18 protein-coding genes are annotated in these 20248 nt (G+C 68.1%); 16 read left to right on the top strand and 2 right to left on the bottom strand.

The window, feature by feature from the left end; translation table 11 throughout:
- From IPN47_19880 to IPN47_19830, 11 genes are all read left to right on the top strand, one after another.
- On the top strand, positions 1-453 hold the full coding sequence (locus tag IPN47_19880; protein MBK9410259.1) for a VOC family protein: 453 nt from the start codon (positions 1-3) through the stop codon (positions 451-453).
- Positions 454-461: 8 nt separating this feature from the next.
- Positions 462-1226, top strand: a complete 765-nt coding sequence (locus IPN47_19875) for a LamB/YcsF family protein (GenBank protein MBK9410258.1) — start codon at positions 462-464, stop codon at positions 1224-1226.
- A complete protein-coding gene (locus IPN47_19870; protein ID MBK9410257.1) occupies positions 1226-1993 on the top strand; it encodes an allophanate hydrolase subunit 1 in 768 nt (255 codons plus the stop codon). The genes IPN47_19875 and IPN47_19870 overlap by 1 nt, the downstream gene beginning before the upstream one ends.
- Positions 1986-3008, top strand: coding sequence for an allophanate hydrolase (locus IPN47_19865; GenBank protein ID MBK9410256.1), 1023 nt, complete (start codon positions 1986-1988; stop codon positions 3006-3008). The genes IPN47_19870 and IPN47_19865 overlap by 8 nt, the downstream gene beginning before the upstream one ends.
- A gap of 106 nt (positions 3009-3114) precedes the next feature.
- On the top strand, positions 3115-3651 hold the full coding sequence (locus tag IPN47_19860; protein MBK9410255.1) for a phosphonopyruvate decarboxylase: 537 nt from the start codon (positions 3115-3117) through the stop codon (positions 3649-3651).
- A complete protein-coding gene (locus IPN47_19855; protein MBK9410254.1) occupies positions 3651-4247 on the top strand; it encodes an aldehyde dehydrogenase in 597 nt (198 codons plus the stop codon). Before IPN47_19860 ends, IPN47_19855 begins: the two co-directional genes overlap by 1 nt.
- A gap of 14 nt (positions 4248-4261) precedes the next feature.
- Positions 4262-5740: an aldehyde dehydrogenase gene (locus tag IPN47_19850; protein ID MBK9410253.1), complete on the top strand. Its 1479-nt coding sequence runs from the start codon at positions 4262-4264 to the stop codon at positions 5738-5740.
- A gap of 227 nt (positions 5741-5967) precedes the next feature.
- Entirely contained in the window at positions 5968-6558 is a 591-nt protein-coding gene (locus IPN47_19845) for a sugar O-acetyltransferase (protein MBK9410252.1), read from the top strand.
- Between the two features lie 15 nt (positions 6559-6573).
- On the top strand, positions 6574-6951 hold the full coding sequence (locus IPN47_19840) for a hypothetical protein (GenBank protein ID MBK9410251.1): 378 nt from the start codon (positions 6574-6576) through the stop codon (positions 6949-6951).
- Between the two features lie 124 nt (positions 6952-7075).
- Positions 7076-7513, top strand: a complete 438-nt coding sequence (locus tag IPN47_19835) for a hypothetical protein (GenBank protein ID MBK9410250.1) — start codon at positions 7076-7078, stop codon at positions 7511-7513.
- A 78-nt stretch (positions 7514-7591) separates the two neighbouring features.
- A complete protein-coding gene (locus IPN47_19830; protein ID MBK9410249.1) occupies positions 7592-7738 on the top strand; it encodes a hypothetical protein in 147 nt (48 codons plus the stop codon).
- 27 nt (positions 7739-7765) lie between these two features.
- Here the strand turns inward: IPN47_19830 and IPN47_19825 are convergent, their stop codons facing one another.
- Positions 7766-8623, bottom strand: coding sequence for a LysR family transcriptional regulator (locus IPN47_19825; protein MBK9410248.1), 858 nt, complete (start codon positions 8621-8623; stop codon positions 7766-7768).
- A 108-nt stretch (positions 8624-8731) separates the two neighbouring features.
- Here IPN47_19825 and IPN47_19820 point away from each other — a divergent pair, with 108 nt between their 5' ends.
- The 5 genes from IPN47_19820 to IPN47_19800 all read left to right on the top strand — a co-directional run bounded on the left by IPN47_19820 (position 8732) and on the right by IPN47_19800 (position 18734).
- Positions 8732-10036, top strand: a complete 1305-nt coding sequence (locus tag IPN47_19820; GenBank protein ID MBK9410247.1) for an aspartate aminotransferase family protein — start codon at positions 8732-8734, stop codon at positions 10034-10036.
- A gap of 215 nt (positions 10037-10251) precedes the next feature.
- Complete coding sequence (locus IPN47_19815; protein MBK9410246.1) at positions 10252-11166, top strand: ATP-binding cassette domain-containing protein; 915 nt, start codon at positions 10252-10254, stop codon at positions 11164-11166.
- On the top strand, positions 11163-14786 hold the full coding sequence (locus tag IPN47_19810) for a hypothetical protein (GenBank protein ID MBK9410245.1): 3624 nt from the start codon (positions 11163-11165) through the stop codon (positions 14784-14786). Before IPN47_19815 ends, IPN47_19810 begins: the two co-directional genes overlap by 4 nt.
- A 13-nt stretch (positions 14787-14799) precedes the next feature.
- Entirely contained in the window at positions 14800-16920 is a 2121-nt protein-coding gene (locus IPN47_19805) for an Ig-like domain-containing protein (protein MBK9410244.1), read from the top strand.
- Between the two features lie 92 nt (positions 16921-17012).
- Positions 17013-18734, top strand: coding sequence for a serine hydrolase (locus IPN47_19800; GenBank protein MBK9410243.1), 1722 nt, complete (start codon positions 17013-17015; stop codon positions 18732-18734).
- Positions 18735-18781: 47 nt separating this feature from the next.
- On the opposite strand, the gene IPN47_19795 is transcribed toward IPN47_19800, so the two are convergent.
- A partial coding sequence (locus IPN47_19795; GenBank protein ID MBK9410242.1) for a CocE/NonD family hydrolase occupies positions 18782-20248 on the bottom strand: 1467 nt, incomplete at its 5' end.

Genomic DNA, 20248 nt, shown 5'->3' with positions numbered 1-20248 from the left:
ATGACATCCCTCTTCGGCAAGCTCCACCACATCTGCATCGTGGTGCACGACATCGACAAGGCGCAGGCCTTCTACGAATCCATCGGCATCGGACCGTGGACGCCGTATCCGCCGCTCACCGAGTACGAGGAGCTGGACGTGCCGAGCCGGGAGGGCTTCCACTCGCTCAAGTACCGGATCTGCAACCTGCCTAACGTGCAATTCCAGCTCTGCGAGCCTGACGATGCGCCGTCGCCGCAACGCCAGCACCTCGACCAGAAGGGCGAAGGGGTCTTCCACATCGGCTTCGAGGTTCCCGATGCCGACGCCGCGGAGGACGAGGCACGCGCGCAGGGACTCCCGGTGCTGATGCGCGGGCGCCGGGCCAATCGCACCGGCTTCACCTACTACGATTCGGCGGACCTGGCAGGGGTGACGCTCCTCACCCGCGCCACCAACCGCCCCGGCCAGTGAGCGGCACCATGCGCATCGACCTCAACTCCGACCTCGGCGAAGGCTACGGTCCATGGATCATGGGCCACGACGCCGAGATCCTGGATTGCGTGACCAGCGCCAACATCGCCTGCGGGGGCCATGCCTCCGATCCGGAGACGATGTTCAAGACGTTGCGCCTGGCGGCCGACCGTGGGGTGATCGTCGGGGCGCATCCCGGCTACGCCGACCGCGAAGGGTTCGGGCGCCGGGTGATACCGATGCAGCCGGCCGAAATCGGCCGCATGGTCGTGGCGCAGACGGGAGCACTCGTCGCCGTCGCTCGGCTGGCCGGCACGCAGGTGCGATACGTCAAGCCGCACGGCGCGCTGGGCAACTTGGCGGCGGCCGACGCGACGGTCGCCACCGCCATCGTGTCGGCGGTGCAGGCCATGGACCCAACGCTCGCCATCCTGGCCATCTCGGGGACGGCACTCGAACACGCCGCTCGCGCGGGCGGCGTGACGGTCTTCTCCGAGATCTTTGCCGATCGCGCCTACCTGCCTAACGGGCAGCTCGTGCCGCGCAGCGTCGCCGGCGCGGTGCTCCACGACGCCAAGGACGCCACCGATCGCCTCATCGGCTACCTCAAGAGCGGACGGATGCCGGTGATGGGCGCCGACCCCATCGCCTTGGCGGCCGACTCGATCTGCGTCCACGGCGACAGCCCCGATGCCACCGAGATGGCGCGCCAGATCCGGGCTCGGCTCGAAGCGGAAGGTGTCACCGTCTCGGCGTTCCTGAGCGCGGTCTGATGAACGAGCGCTCGACGGCCGGCGACGCGTGGCCCCGCTTCACGCCGGTGGCAGACCACGCACTGCTGGTATCGTTTGGCGACGCGATCGCCGACGACACGAGCGCCGCCGTGTTGGGCCTCGACCGGGCCCTGGCCGATTCACCCCCGCCCGGGATGGCCGAGTGCGTCCCGGCATTGGTCAATTTGTTGATCGACTTCGATCCCGTAGTCACCGACCATGAGCAGGTGCGGGCGCATGTGGAGCGCCTGCTGCGCACCTCATCGCGTGGCCAGGCGCCGGGACAGCTCCGCGAGGTCGAGGTCTGCTACGACGAGGACTTCGCCCCCGATCTTGCCGCGGTGGCACGAGCGGTCGGCCTGTCCATCGACGACGTGGTCAACAACCACCGGCAGGCGCAGTACGTGGTGCGCATGTACGGCTTTGCGCCGGGATACGCGTACCTGTCAGGGGTGCCGCGGGCGATTCAGGTGCCTCGGAAGCCCGCGGCGGTGCGCGGCATTGCAGCTGGCAGCGTGCTCATTGCCGGGCCGCAGTGCCTGGTCAGCACGCTCACCATGCCCACCGGGTGGTCCATCATCGGCCGCTCGCCGACCCGGATCCTCACCCCGAATGAGCGCGTCCCCTTCCTCTTCGCGGTGGGCGACACGGTGCGCTTTGTACGGATCGACCGGGCACTGTACGAGGCACGCAAGGCGACCGAGCGCGAGCAAGCCGAGCGCGAGCGCGATCTCACGGAGCGCGAACAGACGGAGCGCCATGCGTGAGGCGCGCCTGACGGTGCGGTCGTGCGGACCGCTCGTGTCGTATCAGGACGGCGGCCGATTCGGCATGATGCGGTTCGGGGTCCCGGCCTCGGGCCCCATGGACCGGCTCGCCCATGCGGCGGCCCACGCGGCCCTCGGGCGGCCGCAGGGCGCGACGGCAATCGAGATCTCCATGGGGGGGCTCGAACTCGCCTGCGAGTCGGGCGAGGTGACGTGCTGCATCGCGGGGGGCGACTTTCACGTTCTGCATTCCGGCGTTGTGGCCGCCCCCTGGGGCGTTCGAACCCTTCGTGCGGGAGACGTGCTCTCCGTACATCCCGGCCGGTGGGGGAGTTGGGCCTACCTCGCGTTTGCGGGCGAGCTGCACTGCAATCACTGGGCAGGGCACACCGCGACGCACTCGACGTCGGGCCTCGGCGGCGGCATGCTGGCCAGTGGCGCGGAGGTCGTGGTGCGCGACGCCACCGTATATGAAGAGAAGCAGGGCGATCTCCCGGTACCGGACTTCGCGCGCGCGCGGTCGACCATTCGCGTCGTACTCGGGCCGCAGTCGGCGCAGTTCGGGCCCGAGGCGTCTGCTGCGCTCCTGCAGGAGAGCTTTGCCGTGACGTCAGCCTACGATCGCATGGGGATGCGGCTGGCGGGGCCGGCGCTGGTGCTGAAGGATGCCTTGTCCATCCCGTCCGAACCTGTCGTGCGGGGCTCGATCCAGGTCGGGGGAGATGGCGTCGCCTCCATCCTGTTGGCCGACCACCAGACCATGGGGGGCTACCCCAAGATCGCGACGATCATTTCGTCGGACATCGACGGCGTGTCGCAGCTCCAGCCGTTGGACCGACTGCGCTTTCAGGCCGTGAGTGTCGACGACGGCGTTCGACTGGCGCGATCCCACGCGATGGCCACGCGTCGATTCCTGGAGGAGGTTGCCCTCCGTCGTGTCACCCTCCACGATCGACTGATGCAGGAGAACCTGATCAGCGGTGTCGTGGCCAGCAGCGACGCTCCCACCCACTGACGCTCGCGACGAGTCAGCGGCCTGGCCGTGAGGCATTCAGGTCGCGACACGTCACACCGTATGATTCCCGGGCCATTTCAATCCGATTGAATCCGAGAGACCGTCGATGAACCAGACACCCGCACCGGTCCCCGCCTGGCAGGACGCCGTCTTCAAGGTCCTCAAGCAGGGGGGCGTTCGGCAGATCGCCTACGTCCCTGACGTCGGGCATTCGCACGCGATCCGCAGCGCCATCGCCGACCCCGACATCGAGGACATCGTGCTGACCACCGAGGAAGAGGGGGTCGCCCTGGTGAGCGGTGCCTGGCTCGGAGGCCAGCGCGCGGTGCTGCTGATGCAGAGCAGCGGCGTGGGCAACTGCGTCAACATGTTCTCGCTGCTCTCATCGGCCGACTTCCCCTTCTTCACGCTGGTCACCATGCGCGGCGAGTTCGCCGAGTTCAATCCGTGGCAGGGCCCCATGGGCAAGGCCACGCAGGGGGCGCTGGAACTCATGGGCATCCGTGTGCTGCGCGTCGACGACCCTGACAAGGCCGAAGAGATCGTGAGCGCAGGCTTCGATGCCGCCTTTCAGGCCGGCGAACGGGTTGCCGTCCTCCTGGGCCAGCGCCTGATCGGGCGAAAGAAGTGGGAGCACAACTGATGGACACGACCGCATTGAGCCCGCGCGCCAGCCGCCGCGCCTTCGTCTCCCGACTGCTCGCCGCCACACCAGACGCGCTGGTCATCACCGGGCTTGGATCCGCAGCCTACGACGTCTTTGCAGCCGGCGATCGCGATCGCAACTACTACCTGTGGGGCGCCATGGGAGGCGCCGCCTCGATGGGACTGGGGCTCGCGCTGGCCCAGCCCGACCAGTCGGTGGTGGTGATCACCGGCGACGGCGAGCAACTCATGGGGATCGGCAGCCTCGGCACCATCGCCGTCAAGCAGCCACAGAACCTGACGATCGTGGTGCTCGACAACGGGCACTACGGCGAAACGGGGATGCAACGCAGCCACTCCAGCCTGGGGACCGACCTGGTCGCGGTGGCCAAGGGCTTCGGCATCGCGGATGCATTCGCGACCGGCACCCTCGAGGGAAGCGACGACATTGCCCGACGCGTCATGGCGAGGGCGGGGACGGTCTTCGCGCAGGTATTCGTCGAAGTCGAAGAGCTGCCTCGCGCACTGCCGCCGCGAGACGGTCCCTACATCAAGAACCGCTTTCGCGCCGCCCTCGGCCTGAAGCCGTTCTGAGCCCGGAGCCTCGCATGAAGCGTTACCAGTTGCGCATTGGCGGCCAGGCGGTGGACCCGCAGGGGTCGACCTGGTTCGAGACCCAGAATCCCTACACCGGGACAACATGGGCCGAGATTCCACGAGGTGATGCCCGCGACGTCGATGCCGCGGTACAGGCGGCGAATCGCGCGCTGACGTCGGGGCCATGGGCCGAGATGACCGCCACCCAGCGCGGGGCGCTCATGCGCAAGCTCGGCGACCTGATAACGCGGGAGGCGGCCAGGCTCGCCGCCACCGAGGTGCGCGACAACGGCAAGCTGCTCGCCGAGATGCAGGGGCAGCTCAACTACATCCCGCAGTGGTACCACTACTACGGCGGGCTGGCCGACAAGATCGAGGGGAGCACGCTCCCGCTGGACAAGAAGGGCTACTTCGCCTTCACGCGTCACGAGCCCATCGGCGTGGTGGCGGCGATCACGCCGTGGAACTCCCCTTTGCTGCTGGCGGCATGGAAGGTCGCGCCGGCGCTCGCCGCCGGCTGCACCGTCGTCATCAAGCCGTCGGAGTTCACCTCGGCCTCGACCCTCGAGTTCGCCGAGCTGTTCGACGAGGCCGGCTTTCCGCCAGGGGTCTTCAACGTGGTCACCGGCTTCGGCGCCGAGGTGGGGACACCGTTGGTCGAACACCCGCTGGTGAGCAAGATCAGCTTCACCGGATCGGACGCGACCGGGCGCGTCATCGCCGAAAAGGCGGCGCGCCTGCTCAAGCACACCTCGCTGGAGCTTGGCGGCAAGTCGCCTAACGTCGTCTTCGACGATGCCGACCTGGAGCAGGCCGTCTTCGGCGCCATCTCGGGGATCTTTGCCGCCACCGGACAGACCTGCATCGCCGGCTCTCGGCTGCTGGTGCAGGACAGCATCCACGACGCCTTCGTCGAGCGGTTGCTCGAGGTCGCGCGCACGGCGCGCATGGGCGACCCGATGGACACGGCCACCCAGGTGGGGCCGGTGACCACACCGCCGCAGTTCAAGAAGGTGCTCGACTACATCGACATTGCGCGTGCCGAAGGCGCCCGCGTCGTGCTCGGGGGCGAACGGGGGACCGCACCCGAATGCGGACAGGGGTGGTTCGTGCAGCCGACCATCTTCACTGACGTGCGCAACGACATGCGCATCGCGCAGGAGGAAGTGTTCGGGCCGGTGCTGTCGGTGATCAGGTTCAAGGACGAGGCCGACGCCCTTCGCATCGCTAACGACGTACGCTTCGGACTCGCCGCCGCCGTCTGGACGCGCGACATCGGCCGCGCCATCCGCATGGCCGAGCGGCTGCAGGCCGGCACGGTGTGGGTCAACACCTACCGTGCCGTCAGCTTCATGGCGCCGTTCGGCGGCTACAAGGACTCCGGCCTGGGGCGCGAGAACGGCATCGATGCCGTGCGTGCGTACCTGCAGACCAAGTCGGTCTGGATCAACAGCGGCGCCGTGGCTGGCAACCCGTTCGTGCTGCGCTGACGCCAGCCGAATGGCGCCGGGTCTCGTTGTACTGCGTCTCGTGTCGGGAGAAAGAAGGTCAACATCGTCCGAGCATGACCTGGCGCTCTGCGAAGACGTTGGGCCGCTGTGCGAGCAGTGCCCGAACGAGTCCTACCGTTTGCGACTTGGGATTCTGCAAGAACGCCCGGCTTTGACTCCTTGGACTGCCTGAGGTCGAATCGCCTTCACCTCCTCGTACTTCCTCCATGCCTCCCTCACAACGCGACCGCATGCTCGCCGGCGAGCCATACAACTCCCGCGACCCGGAGCTGCTCGCCCTCGCGCATCGCGCCCGTGCCCTCCTGGCCACCTTCGCCGCCCTGCCATCGACCGACACCGCAGGACGACACCGCGTGATCGCCGACCTGTTAGGCGAGGTGGGCGACGGCGTCTGGATCGAGCCGCCCTTCTTCTGCGACTACGGCGCGCATGTCGCGATCGGGCCCGGCACTTTCGTGAACGTGAACTGCGTCTTCCTCGACTCTGCTGCCATCCGGATTGGCGCCGACGTCCTCATCGCACCGGGGGTGCAGCTGCTCACGGTGACACATCCGCTTGCCGCCGCCGAACGCATCGTCGCGCCATCGGAACGCAGCGCGGGAACGGCACCCTACCGGACATACGCCCGCCCCATCACAGTCGGCGACGGCGCATGGCTCGGCGCCGGCGCCATCGTGCTGCCGGGGGTGACGATCGGCGCGAACGCCGTGATCGGGGCGGGGAGTGTCGTCACGAGCGATATTCCACCAGACTGCCTGGCGCTCGGACAGCCATGTCGGGTGCAACGTTCGCTCTAGCTCAGCCCGCGAGACATGCAAGGTTCGCACGCACTCCTGCGCTACCTCTCCCACGCCGGCGGAATCTTCGCCACGGTCGTGATGGTCGCCTGCGCACGTACCTCCACAACCACCGTGCATCTGCGCAACGACTCGGCCGAGGATATCCGGAACATCGTGCTCTCGGGGCACGGCTTCCGGGTGACGACTCCCAGGCTTGGCGCTGGCGAGCGCACGGACGTCTCGGTCGCGTTCGAGGGAGAATCCGACGTGGCGGTCTCGTTCGTGGTGAAGGGACGGACCGTGTCGACGCCGAGGCAGGGCTACTTCGAGGGAAACGGCGCATACACGGGCGATGTCGTCATCAAGTCCGACCTCTCGGTCGCCGCGACCTTCCGACTGCTCGACTACTAGTGCTGACGTCGATGGGCGTGCATTGTGTCCGGCTTGCGCGAGTGTACAGCCGCGCGGATGCGTGCGACCGTACGTCTGGACGCACTCGTCTGGCGCCTGCCCAACGCCTGACACCGAGCCGCTCGTGAACGCTCTCGAACGCAGCATCCGCGCGCACATCATGCGCTCCCTGCGCGATACCTCCGCGCCGCCGTCGCTCGATGAACTCGCGACGGCGCACGACACCACCACCGACGCCGTGCGCGAGGCGCTGCACTCCCTCGCCGCCCAGCATCGCCTGGCGTTGCGACCGGACACCGGCGCGATCTGGATGGCGCACCCGTTCTCGGCGGTGCCGACCGACTTCGTCGTGACGTCGGGCAATCGCTCGTGGTGGGCCAATTGCGTGTGGGATGGCTTCGCCATCCTCGGGCTGGTGGGCGACGGGTGGCTCGATACGCGCTCGCCACAAACCGGCGACAGCATTCGGCTGACCGTCGAGCGCGGACGCGTGACGGGCGACGCGATCGTGCACTTCCTTGTCCCGGCTCGACACTTCTGGGACGACATCGGCTTCACCTGAACGCACATCGCGGCCTTCCGGTCGGAAGGCGAGCTGGATGCATGGCTCGGCGCACGCGAATACACGCGCGGCGCGGTCGTGGCGCCACAGGTACTCTACGATCTTGGCCGCGCGTGGTATGCGACGCGGCTCGACCCCGACTACGAACCCGCCACCGCGGCGGAAGCACAGGCGATCTTCGCGGCACACGGACTCACGAGCGCGTTCTGGTCGCTGACGGGGTGACGCGCCGGGTGCTGCACCCGCGAAGCTTCAGAGCGTCGGCAACACCTGACGCACGTGCTGCGCAAAGGCGTTCACCACCGCCGACGGCTGCTTGCTGTCGACCATCACGCCGATCCCGACGCTCGGCAGCGGCGGCAACCCGCTTTCTGCCGAGAGCACGCGCAAGTCGTCGGGCACCGCAGTGCGCGTGAGGACAGCGATCGCCTGACCGGAGCGCACGACGGCGGTGAGACCGGCGAGGCTCGCGCTGGCGTAGGCGACGCGATAGGCGCGTCCCGCGACGTCGAGGCTGCGGCGCGCGGCGCGATGATCGAGCGTGTCGGGGTCGGTCAGGGCGAGGCGGAGCGGTTTGAGATGCGCGGCGTTCGAGCCGTCGGCCCCCACCCACACCAGCGGCTCGCGTCGGATGATGGTGCGCCCCTTCTCGGTCTCGGCAAACGAGGTGAGCGCGAGATCGAGCGCGTGCTGGTCCAGACGCTCGAGGAGGCGCGGCGTGTGGGCGCAGTGCACCTCGACATGCACCTTGGGATGCACGCGCGCAAAGCCGCGCAGCAAGTGCGGCAGGAAGCGCACGGCGTAGTCATCCGGACAGCCAAACCGGATGGTGCCGACTAGCCCCCGCCCAGACAGCTCGGCCAGCGCCTCGTCATGGTACTGCAGGATGCGCTGCGCATGGGCGAGCAACCGCGTCCCCTGCGGCGTGAGCAAGACGCCGCGCCCGGTGCGCTCGAGCAGCAGATGGCCGACCAGACGCTCCAGACGTTGCACCTGCAGGCTGATCGCCGCCTGGCTGCGCCCGATGCGCGTCGCCGCCCGGCTCAGCGTCCCCACCTCGGCGATGACGGCAAAGGTCCGCAACAAATCGATGTCGAGTGTCTCACCCATGCCATATCGCTCGTTAATAGCTCCGATAAGAACTATTAGCCCGGCTTGAGAATCGCCACCCCCGCCTTAGTGTGCTGCGCACGACTAGCACGAGGTGACGAGGTGACGGTGTCTCGAAATGCAGATCCTGGCTTCTGGAGCGACGCGCGCGCGCACCTGATTCGCTACGGCGGGCGTTTCGAGCCGCTCATCATCGAGCGGGCCGAGGGGAGTTTCGTGTACGACGCCGACGGGGGAGCGATCCTCGACTTCACCTCGGGGCAGATGAGTTCACTGCTCGGTCATGGGCACCCCGAGGTGGCCGCGGTCGTCGCCGACTACGCCTACCGACTCGACCACCTGTTCAGCGGGATGCTCTCGCGTCCGGTGGTCGCGCTGGCGCGAGGGCTGGCCGACTGCACCCCTCCCGGTCTCGACCGAACGCTGCTGCTCAGCACCGGGGGCGAGTCGAACGAAGCGGCCATCAAGATGGCCAAGCTCTACACCGGGGGGCACGAGATCGTCGGCTTTGCCCAGTCGTGGCACGGAATGACCGGCGGCGCGTCGGCGGCGACGTACTCCGCGGGACGAAGGGGATACGGACCAGCGGCCGTCGGGTCGTTGGCGATCCCTGCGCCTAACGCCTATCGCCCTGCCTTCGAGCGCGGCGGTGTGGCCGATTGGCGGGGCGAACTCGACTACGGCTTCGACCTCATCGATCGCCAGTCCAGCGGCAACCTGGCCGCCTTCATCGCGGAGCCGATCCTGAGCTCGGGGGGGCTGCTCGAACTTCCCGAAGGCTATCTCGTCGCACTCAAGCAGAAGTGCGAGGAGCGCGGCATGCTCCTCATCCTCGACGAGGCGCAGACGGGGATGGGACGCACCGGTCACCTGTTCGCCTTCCAGCGCGACGGCGTCACCCCCGACATCCTCACGCTCTCCAAGACGCTTGGCGCCGGGCTTCCGCTGTCGGCGGTGATGTGTTCGGCCGAGGTCGAGGAGCGCTGCCACGAACGTGGTTTTCTCTTCTACACGACGCACGTCTCCGATCCGCTCCCGGCAGCGGTCGGCCTCAAGGTGCTCGAGGTGGTCCAGCGCGACGGCCTCGCTGCGCGCGCCCGCGTCATGGGAGCGCGGCTGGAGAGCGGGCTGCGCGCCCTGCAGGCGCGCTTCGAGTGCATCGGCGATGTGCGCGGCCGCGGCCTGCTGCGCGGTGTCGAGATCGTCGCCGATCGCGCCACCAAGGCTCCGGCCTCCGAGCTGGGCGCCGCGATCACGCGCGCCTGCATGTCGCTCGGGTTGAGCATGAACATCGTGCAGCTGCCGGGGATGGGCGGAGTCTTCCGCATCGCGCCCCCGCTCACCGTCAGCGAAGGGGAGATTGACCTCGGAGTAGAACTGCTCGGCCGCGCGATCGCTTCCGTGACCAGCTGATCACCGCCAACCGTGGCCACACCCTGATGCCACCGCCGTGACACCCCGTGTTCTCTGTGGTGAAAACACCTGCGCACCTTCGCCAGCCGCGCAGGAAGATCTTCACCACAGGGAACACAAATCAGAGATCTCAGAGAACACGGAGGACGCGGGGGCGCACGGAAGTCGCCGCGTTGACGCCGACCTCTCACCACTCACTTTCGCCAGGGTTCGCCGTGCAACTCGTCGTCGAGAACCTCCGCAAGACCTACCCCAACGGCGTGCGCGCCCTCGATGGGATCACGCTGACCGTGGGCGCCGGCATGTTCGGCCTGCTCGGCCCCAACGGCGCCGGGAAGTCGACGTTCATGCGCACCTTGGCCACGTTGCAACTGCCGGATAGCGGCTCGATCCGCTTTGGCGACTTCGGCTCGGGGGCCAGCGCGGGCGGTGGGATCGACGTGCTCGCACAACCCGATGAACTGCGACGCATCCTGGGCTACCTCCCGCAGGAATTCGGACTGTATCCCAGCCTCTCGGTCGAAGTGACGCTCGATCACTTCGCCGCCTTGAAGGGGGTGCTCAACGGGCGCCAGCGCAAAGGGCTGGTCACCGACCTGTTGCAGCAGACCAACCTTCACGACGCCCGCCGGAAGTCGGTCGGGTCGCTGTCAGGCGGGATGAAGCAGCGGCTCGGGATCGCGATCGCGCTCGCCGGCTCGCCCAAGCTGCTGATTGTCGACGAGCCGACCGCCGGGCTCGATCCCACCGAGCGACATCGCTTCCTCAACCTGCTCGCGGAGATCGGGCAGGAGATCGTCGTTCTGCTCTCGACGCACATCGTGGAGGACGTCCGCGAGCTGTGTCAGGCCATCGCCATCGTCAACAAGGGGACCGTGATCCTCTCTGGCGACCCGCGCGAGATCGTCGCGACTCTACGCGGCAAGCTCTGGCGCCGGCAGGTGGACAAGCGTGAACTGCCCGCGTTGCAGGCAAGCCATCGCGTGATCTCGACGCAGCTCCTGGCGGGCGTCCCCGTGGCGCACGTGTACGCCGAATCGGCGCCCCCCGGGTTCGAAGCGCTCGAGCCCGACCTGGAAGACGTGTACTTCTTCCACATCAACACCAGCGAACGACGCGTCGCCGCATGAGCATGTTCGGCGCCGTTTACCGATTCGAGCTGCGCTATCACTTCACGCGCCCGATCACCTGGCTGTACTTCACGCTCTTCGTCGCAGGGGCCTTCGCCTTCGTGACGACCGACACCATCGGCATCGCCGGCGGCTCCGGCATGGTGATGCGGAATGCGCCGTCGGTCATCGTGCGCACGATGCTCCTCATCGTGGTACTCGGGCAGATCGTCGTCTCCGGGTTGGTGGGGAGCTCGGTGTTGCGCGACTACCAGTTCCGCACGCACGAACTGGTCTTCACGACGCCGATCACGCGCTTCGCGTACCTCGGTGGGCGCTTCCTCGGTGCGTTCACCGTCATGGTCTTCGTGCATGCGGGGATGATCGTCGGGATGGTGGTCGGGAGCGCGATGCCATGGCTCGACAAGGCGCGCCTCCTCCCGCTCGACCTCTCGAGCTACGTCATCCCGTTCCTCACGCTGGTCGTTCCGGCGATCCTCGTGATCTCGGCGATCTTCCTGGCGGTGGGGGCGCTGACACGCAGCGCGTTCGCGATCCACACGCAGGGGATCGTCCTGCTGATCGGCTTCAGCATCGCCCAGTCGCTGATCGGGAAGCTCGACAACAGGACCATCGCAGCGCTTCTCGATCCCATCGGATTGACGGCCTTCGAGCTGGTGATGCGCTACTGGTCGGTGGCCGAGCGGAACACGCGCGCCATCACGTTAGGCGGCGTGTTGCTCGCCAACCGCCTGCTCTGGACGGCGGCGGCGCTCGGTGTCGCCGGGCTCACGGTGGCGCTCTTTCGCTTCCGGAGCGCGCCGCCTGCACTGCGGCGCCGGCGGCGTCCGGTTGAGGAGGCCGCGCCGAGCGTGGCGGCGTCACTCTCGCCAACGCTCGCGATCGACACACAGACCGTCGGCTGGCGCCCGTGGTGGGTGCAGCTGGTCTCGACGGCGCAGATGTCGTTCCGCAGCATCGTGCGGCAGCTGCCGTTCGCCGTCATCGTCGTCGTGGGACTGATCAACCTCGGGATCGCGGTGACCTACGCCGAGGTCGTCTTCGGCCAGACGGCGTGGCCCGTGACCTACACGGTCGTCGAGGTGACCAGTTCGCAGTTCACCCTGTTCTTCATGGTGCTGATCGCACTCTTCGCCGGGGAGCTGGTCTGGCGCGAGCGCGAGTTGGGCGCCGACCAGATCGTCGATGCGCTCCCCGGCCAGACGAGCGCGACGATGGTCGGGAAGTTCCTCGGGCTGGTGCTCGTGGAGGGAGCGCTTTTGGCGTTCCTGATGGGGGCGGGGATGCTGTACCAGCTCGCGAGCGGATACTCCCGCTTCGAGCCGTTCCTGTACATCACCTTCCTCTTCGGGACCGTCCTCCCGTCGCTGGTGCAGCTGACGGCTCTCGCGGTGCTGATCCACGTCGTCGCCAACCAGAAGTACCTGGGGCACGCACTGGTGATCTTCGCCCTCATCCTGCGGATGCTGGCGCCGACGATGGGGCTCGAACACCCGCTCACGCGATTCGCCGTGGTGGCGCCCTTTCGCTACTCGGACATGAACGGGTACGGGCCGTACGTCCCGGGGCTCGTCTGGACCACGCTGTACTGGTCGGCGGTAGCGGTGCTCCTTGGCGTGGTGGCGTACCTCACCTGGGTCCGTGGCAGCGAGCCGTCGTGGCAGGTGCGTCGTCGCGCGGCCGCGCAGCGCTGGCGCGGCGCCACGCGTGGCGTGGCGTTCGGGGCGCTCGGTGTCGGGGCCGTCGCGTTCGGCGTCCTCTTCCACAACACCAATCGTGTCAATCGCTGGAAGAGCTCGACGACCGTCCGCCACGAGAAGGCGAACTACGAGAAGGCGTACAAGGCGCTCTCACGCCTGCCGCAGCCACGCCTCATCGCCGCCGACGTGCGCGCCGACCTCGTCCCGGAGCGCCTCTCGTTCGGCGTGAGCGGGACCTTCACCTACGTGAACAATCATGCCGCGCCGATCGACTCGCTCCTCGTCGTGATGATGAATCGCGATGTGCTGGTCGACTCGCTGGCGTGGGGGCGAACGACGACGTCGCTGGTGGAGGACTCGCTGCAGGACGTGCGCCTGTACCGCCTCGACGTCCCGCTCGCGCCTAACGACACGATCACCCTGCGCTATCGCGGGCACTACGACTGGCGCGGCTTCCCCTCCGCCGGCCCCGACACGTCGACGGCGACGCTCACGGTGCGCAACGCGATCGCCGCCAACGGCACGTTCCTCAACTTCGAGTACTTCCCCTTCCTCGGCTACCTCAAGTGGCGCGAGCTCGAGTCGGACAATGCGCGGCACAAGGAGCAGCTGGCGCCGCAGGTGCGCGCCGCGCCGCTCGAGAACGAGCAGGCGAGGGACAAGACCTACCTCGGGATCAACGCCGACTGGATCCGATTCCGCGCGACGGTCAGCACGGCCCCGGACCAGATCGCGATCGCGCCGGGAGAGCTGGTGCGCGAGTACCGGGAAAACGGGCGTCGCGTCTTCGAGTACCAGGCGACCGACAAGATGCTCGCCTTCTTCTCGTTCCTCTCGGCGCGCTACGAGGTGAAGCGCGACCAGTGGAACGGGATCCCGCTCGACATCTACTACCACAAGGGGCACGAGTTCAACCTCGACCGCATGGTCGCGTCGATGCGCGCGTCGCTGCAGGACTTTTCGACGCGCTACTCGCCGTTCCAGTTCAAGCAGTTCCGCATCGTGGAGTTCCCGCGCTATTCGCAGTTCGCGCAGGCCTTTCCGGCCACGATCCCCTTCTCGGAGAACATCGGCTTCATCCTGCGCGCGGGGACGACCGCCGACGACATCGACACGCCGTTCTACGTGACGTCGCACGAAATCGCACACCAGTGGTGGTTCCACCAGGTCGTCGGCGCGGACGTCCAGGGGGCGACGATGCTCTCCGAATCGCTGGCGAACTACTCGGCGATCCTCGTCATGGAGCAAACGTTCGGCAGTGGGAACATCCGGAAGTTCCTGCGCCAGCAGCTCGACGGCTATCTCGTCGGTCGCGGACGCGAGGCCAAGGCCGAGCGCCCGCTCATGCGCGTGGAGAACCAGATGTACATCCACTACAACAAGGGATCGCTGGCGCTGTACGCGTTGCGCGACCTCATCGGCGACGCGGCGATGAACCGCGCGTTGCGGCGCTTCGTCGCCGACAAGGCGTTCCAGAAGCCCCCCTTCACCACCAGTCGCGAGCTGCTCGGCTACCTGGAGTCCGAGACGCCGGACTCGCTGCGCTACGCGATCGACGACTTGTTCCGTACGATCACACTGTGGGACAACTCGGTGGAGGAGGGAGAGGTCTCAAAGCGACCCGACGGGAAGTATGACGTCGCGATTCACGTGCGGACGTCGAAGCTGCGCGCCGACAGTCTCGGGAACGAGCGCCCGATCGCGATGTCCGACTTCATCGACGTCGGCGTCTTCGGCGACAACGACCCAAGCTCGTCACTGGGCAAGCCGCTCTTCCTGTCGAAGCGCCGGATCTCGGCGGGCGACACGACGCTGCACGTCGTCGTTGACTCGCCACCGCGGCGTGTGGGGATCGATCCGTACAACAAGCTCATCGACCGCAATCCCGGGGACAACGTGCTGACGGTCAAGTCACCGTAGCACGCGTCGTGGAATGGCCGCTCGTGTGCCGCGATTGGTGACCCGACGCCTTGTCGAGCGTACCGAACACGGCGAGCTTCGCCCCTATATGTCGCGTTCAACGACCCTCGATGCGAGCCGAGCCGTATGGCGTGCAGGCGCCGCCATCCTGTGCGCGCTACAGCTGGCGCTCACCACCGGGTGCGGTGGCGCCAGCTCGGAGCCATCGCAGCCCACGACGCTGTCGCTCTCGCTCCTCCCGGTGAAGGCGACGTACTTCGTGCGCGACACGGTGCGTGTCCGTGCGACGCTCGGCTCCACCGGCACGGCGCCGACGGCGTCCGTGACCTGGCAGTCACTGACGCCGAGTGTCGCGACGATCGATGCGAGTGGGCTCGTGACGGGTGTCGCAGTGGGGAACGCCACGATCCGGGCGACGGCAGGGGGAGCGACCGGGGAGATCGGCGTCGCGATACGCGGGACAGAGCACCGGACGAGGCTCGACACGAGTGAAGTGTGGCGCGCATCCGAGTCGCCACACGTCGTGTACGGAGAGCTGCGCGTGGGGGGGCCGCGGCATCCGGTGCTCACGATCGAGCCGGGGGCGGAAGTGCGGTTCCGCCCGGGGAGCCTGCTGGCGGTGTCGGACACGCTCGACGCGAGCGGCAAACGCAGCGCGCTGGTGATTCCGGCGGGAGGGGCCCCGGTGCGCTTCGTGGGCGATTCCCCGGGAACCGGGACATGGATCGGGGTGATCCTCGAGGGGGCGGCGCGCGCCGAGCTTCGCCAGCTGCAAGTCGAGGGGTGCGGTGGGAGCAGCTCCCTCAACGAGGGACCGCGCGACTGCATTGTCGCGGTCCCCAACTCCTTCAACGAGGGGCCTGAGCTCCTGGTCGACGGGCTCACGATCACCGGAGCGCGCGGCGTCGGTCTCGTGCTCGGCCGCTACGTCACCTTCGCCCCCGGCTCTCGCAACCTGACAATCGAGAACGGGGGGTCCTTCCCGCTCAGCGCTCCGCCCGATGTGGTGGGTCGGCTGCCAACCGGGGTGACGTATCGCGGGAACGCGGTGCAGGAGCTGCGCATCGTGAGTGGCATCGTCGCGGACTCGGCCACGTGGGGCGATGCGGGATTGCCGTGGCGCTTGACCGCGCCGGTGTTCGTGCACGGCGCGCGCGCCCCCGCACTGACGATCGCCCCTGGCGTGCGCCTTCGCATGGATTCGGTCGCCGCCCTGATCGTCGGCAGCAACGGGCGCGGACAACTGCACGTGGGGAGCACGAGCGGGGCGCCGGTGGTCATCGAGCCGTCATCGGGCAGTGCGCGATGGCTCGGCATCGCGGTGAACGGCGGGGGCGATTCGAGTACGTTCGGCAACGTCACGCTCGATGGTTGCATCACCTGCCTGCTTGTCGAGGCGTCGGGCGTCCTACCGACGCGCGTCTTCCTTGATAGCGTCACGATTCGCCGGGCGGCGGACGTGGCCGTGCAGCTGGTGGCGCGCGGACGCATCGGCGCGGGCTCGCGACGGGTGACCATCACGCAATCGGGGCGCCTCCCGTGGCGCGTCGCGCCCGACGCCGCGGCCACGATCCCCGCCGGCACCTACACAGGCAATGCGACCGACGTGGTCGAGCTGTCGCAACGCGAGCTCTACGAGACGGCAAGCTGGCGCGACGTGGGGATCCCCTTTCGCGCGCGCCTGGGGCTGGCGCTGGGCGACCTCGCACATGCGCCCGTGCTCACGCTCGCCCAGGGCGTAAGACTGTATGTCGGGGCAGACGAGCGCGTGGTGGTGAACAACGGCGCCTTGCGCGCGCTGGGGACCGCGTCGAACCCGGTGCGTCTCACAGCCATCCCAGGGGCGAGTGGCAGGACCTGGATCGGCGTGGAGTTCTCGGCATCAGCCACGCTCCCGACGCGGCTCGAGTACGTGGAGATTGACGATGCAGGGCTGGCCGATAGCGGAGTCGGGGGGGCCGTTCGCCTGCACGATGACCTCGGCGGAGCGCTGCGGCACGTCACGATCCGCCGCTCGCCCACCTGCGGGATCCTCCTCTTCTCGACGCTGCCGTGGGGAGAAGACTACACGGATCCTGCGTTCGGCAACGTGTTCGTCGACGTGGCGGGGGGCTCGCGCTGTCGGTTTCCGTAGCGCGGGCAGTTCTTGTTGCCGCGAAGTCATCGGTCCCCCCATGTTGCACCTGCTTACTTGCGCCGCACTCCCGCCCCTCCCTCTCCGACGCTGTGTCCAACCGCTCGCAGACCCGTTCCGCGACTCGTGGCGTCCTCGTCCTGGCCGCCTGCCTCGTCGCATCGACCCTTTGCGCGCACCCCGCGTCGGCCCAGCTCCCGGCCGACAGCCTACGACTCGTCGACCAGCTTTTCGCTCCGTACGCGCACACCACCACCCCCGGCTGCGTCGTCGGCGCCGATCGCCATGGCCAACCGCTCTTTCGCCGCGCCTACGGCATGGCCAACCTCGAACTCGGCGTCCCGCTCTCCACGTCGAGCGTCCTCGAGACCGGCTCGGTCGCCAAGCAGTTCACCGCGGCCGCCATCGTCAGGCTCGCCCTCGACGGAAAGCTCGCCCTCGACGCTCCCGTCAGCCGCTATCTCCCCGAACTCCCCGAACGCTCCCCGGCGGTCACCGTCCGGATGCTGCTCACCCACTCGGCGGGTATTCGCGACCAGTGGCCGCTGGTGGCACTCGCGGGGTTGGCGAACGGTCAGGTGCTCTTCACGATGGAGCAGGTGGTGGCGCTGCTCGTACGGCAGCGCGGCACTGAGTTTCCGCCTAACGCGCTCTTCGCCTACAGCAACGGCGGCTACGTGCTGCTGGCCGAGATCGTCAGGCGGGTGAGCGGCCGCCCGATGGCCGACTACGCGCGCGACACCTTCTTCACCCCATTCGGCCTCGCGCAGACGCAGTGGCGCGACGATTGGAACCGCATCGTGCCCGGGCGGGCCACCGCGTACCGCCCCACCGCGACCGGCTTTCGCACCGACATGCCCCTCTCCAACGTGTACGGACAGGGAGGCATCCTCACCACCGTCGACGACCTGCTGCGTTGGAATGCGGTGCTCGACACGCAGCGTGCCTTACGCGACAGCCTCGAGCGACGCGGCCGCCTGACGAGCGGGCGTGACTTGGAGTACGCCCTGGGACTCCGCGTCTTCGAGTATCGCGGGCTCCGCGAAGTCTCCCACATCGGCAACACCGCCTCGTACTGGAGCTATCTGGGGCGCCTCCCCTCCGCGGGATTGTCGGTGGCGGTGCTCTGCAACCACGGCCGCGCCGACGCCCCGGGGCTCGCGCGCCAGGTGATCGACCTGCTGCTCCCCGCCGGAACGCCCGCAGCACCAACGCCCGTCGCCCCCGTGGCGCCGCCAGTCGACTCGGCCTTCCTGGGGCGCTTCGAGAATCCGCGATCGGCCGACCTGATCGAGATCGGCGCGCGCGATGGACGCATGGTACAGCTACGATTCGGCCAGGCGCTCCCGCTCTCGGCAGCAGGCCCCGGGCACTACAGCTGGGATGCCGCCATCTACGGAGAGACGAGCCGGACCATGACGCTGGCGTTTGCCCCTCCGGTCCGCGGGCAATCGCCTGGCTTCGTGCTGGCCGGCGTCGACGGGGATTCGGTGCGGTACGTGCGAGTCACCCGCCCTGAAACGACGCGCGCCGCCGATTTCGCGGCTTTCGCCGGCGTGTACCACAGCGACGAGTTGGGCGTCGACTACCGCATTCGCAGCACCGGCTCCGCCCTGACGCTCGAAGTGAGCGGGATCGGGCGTCTCCCCACGGACCTCGGCGGACCCGTTCTCTCCCTCACCCCGAACAGCGCCGACCTGTTCGGCGACCCGGGGCTCATCACGATCCGCTTTTCACGCGTGCGCGAGCGAGTCACGGGATTTCAGCTCGACTTCGGTCCCTACCTCGCCGGCCTTCGTTTCACTCGCCGTTAGGCGGTCGGGTGGTGCATCGCTGCGGCTGGCGTTAGGTGTGGTCCCCGTCAGCGCCGGCTGACCGTCGGAAGCGACACACCGGACGGATGGGCCGCGTCGCGAAGGATGGTGATGGTCGCGCGCCCCTGGACGGGGGGTGGCTCGGTGTTGTCAGCGTCGGCCCCGGTCACGGCGATGCGGAGCCGATGCCCACGATTGAACAGCGTGGCCGTCGGCTGCAGCACGACGCTGAGCTTCGCCGGCTGTCCGGGGACGAGCGGCCGTACGTCAGACTGTCGGCTCGGATGCCACGGGAGCCCCAGGTTGTTCCACCGGGGTGTGGCGGTGGCGCGATGCGAGGCGCGGAGTTGGCCTTCGGTCACGTACCGGGCTGCTCCGTGCTCATCCACTTCCGAGAGGGTGACGTGAACATCGGCGTCGGGCTGGTCGCTCGTCAGGTACAACGTCACCACCGGATAGCCCACGACCTCGACGTCGGCCTCGAACGGCGCCGTGGTATAGGTAAGCCCCCGCGCCTCTGCTGCCTCGAACTTCGGGTAGCGCATCGGTCCCTGCCCCACCGTATGATCCCATCGAGTCGACGTCCCGGTGGTGGTGGTCGGGTCGACGACGTACGCATCGCGCCCGGGGGCACCGGCGGCCGCAGCGAGACGCCCGTCGTTCGGTGAGTTGATACTCCCGGACCGCCCGGGGGCGAAGCGCCAGACCACGTTGCGCACCCCCGGCACCGGCCACCCGGACGCAGACTTCCATTCCCAACGGGCGCTATCGTCGATGACCGCATAATGCAGCGGTGGCTCGTGGTCGATCCCGTTTGGGATCCCCTTGAGCCACCGGTCGAACCAGCGATGCTGTTCGGCGGCGGTGATCCGGTTGCGCTCGGGAGAGAAGGCCGCGTGCGACCAGAAGCCAACGAGCGCACGTCCGGGGCCCCGATAGTTCGCGAGCCACAGCAGTGGATCTTTGGACCACGCGTCGTACCATCCCCCGGCCGAGTAGATCGCGACACCGGAGCGATTGATCTGGTCGAGGACGGCGGTTGGCTCGTGGCGCCGCCAGGCAAAGCTGGGACGGTCGACATCGCGCCAGCGTGCACGCGACATCTCCTCGACGATGTTCCAGTTGCCGCGATGCACGGCGAGCGCCGAATCGCGCAACGCGCCGCTCGCATCGGCGTCGACCGGTGGTTCGGGATAGACGATGTCGAGGTTGCGGGTCGCGATCGCCCAGTGCTTCACCAGGTTGTCGCGCAAGATCCCGCCCTCGTACAGCATGTCATAGAGCGAGAAGCCCGCCACCTCGGGGAAGATCGCCCGCAGGGCCGGGTGCCGCGTGCTGGCCGCCGCATACTGCGTGTTGCCGGGGTACGAGCCGCCGAACATGCCGAGCTTCCCGTCGCACCACGACTGCCTGACCATCCACTCCATCAGGTCGTAGGCGTCGCGCGTCTCGTCCGGCGAGTAGAAGCCGCGATACTGCCCGAACGAGGCCCCCCCACCCCGGACCTGCGCCAC

It is taken from the genome of Gemmatimonadota bacterium (assembly GCA_016719105.1).
GTDB lineage: Bacteria > Gemmatimonadota > Gemmatimonadetes > Gemmatimonadales > Gemmatimonadaceae > SCN-70-22.
Note: the sequence above shows the minus strand (reverse complement) of the source record. Positions and strands in the feature narration are given on the sequence as shown.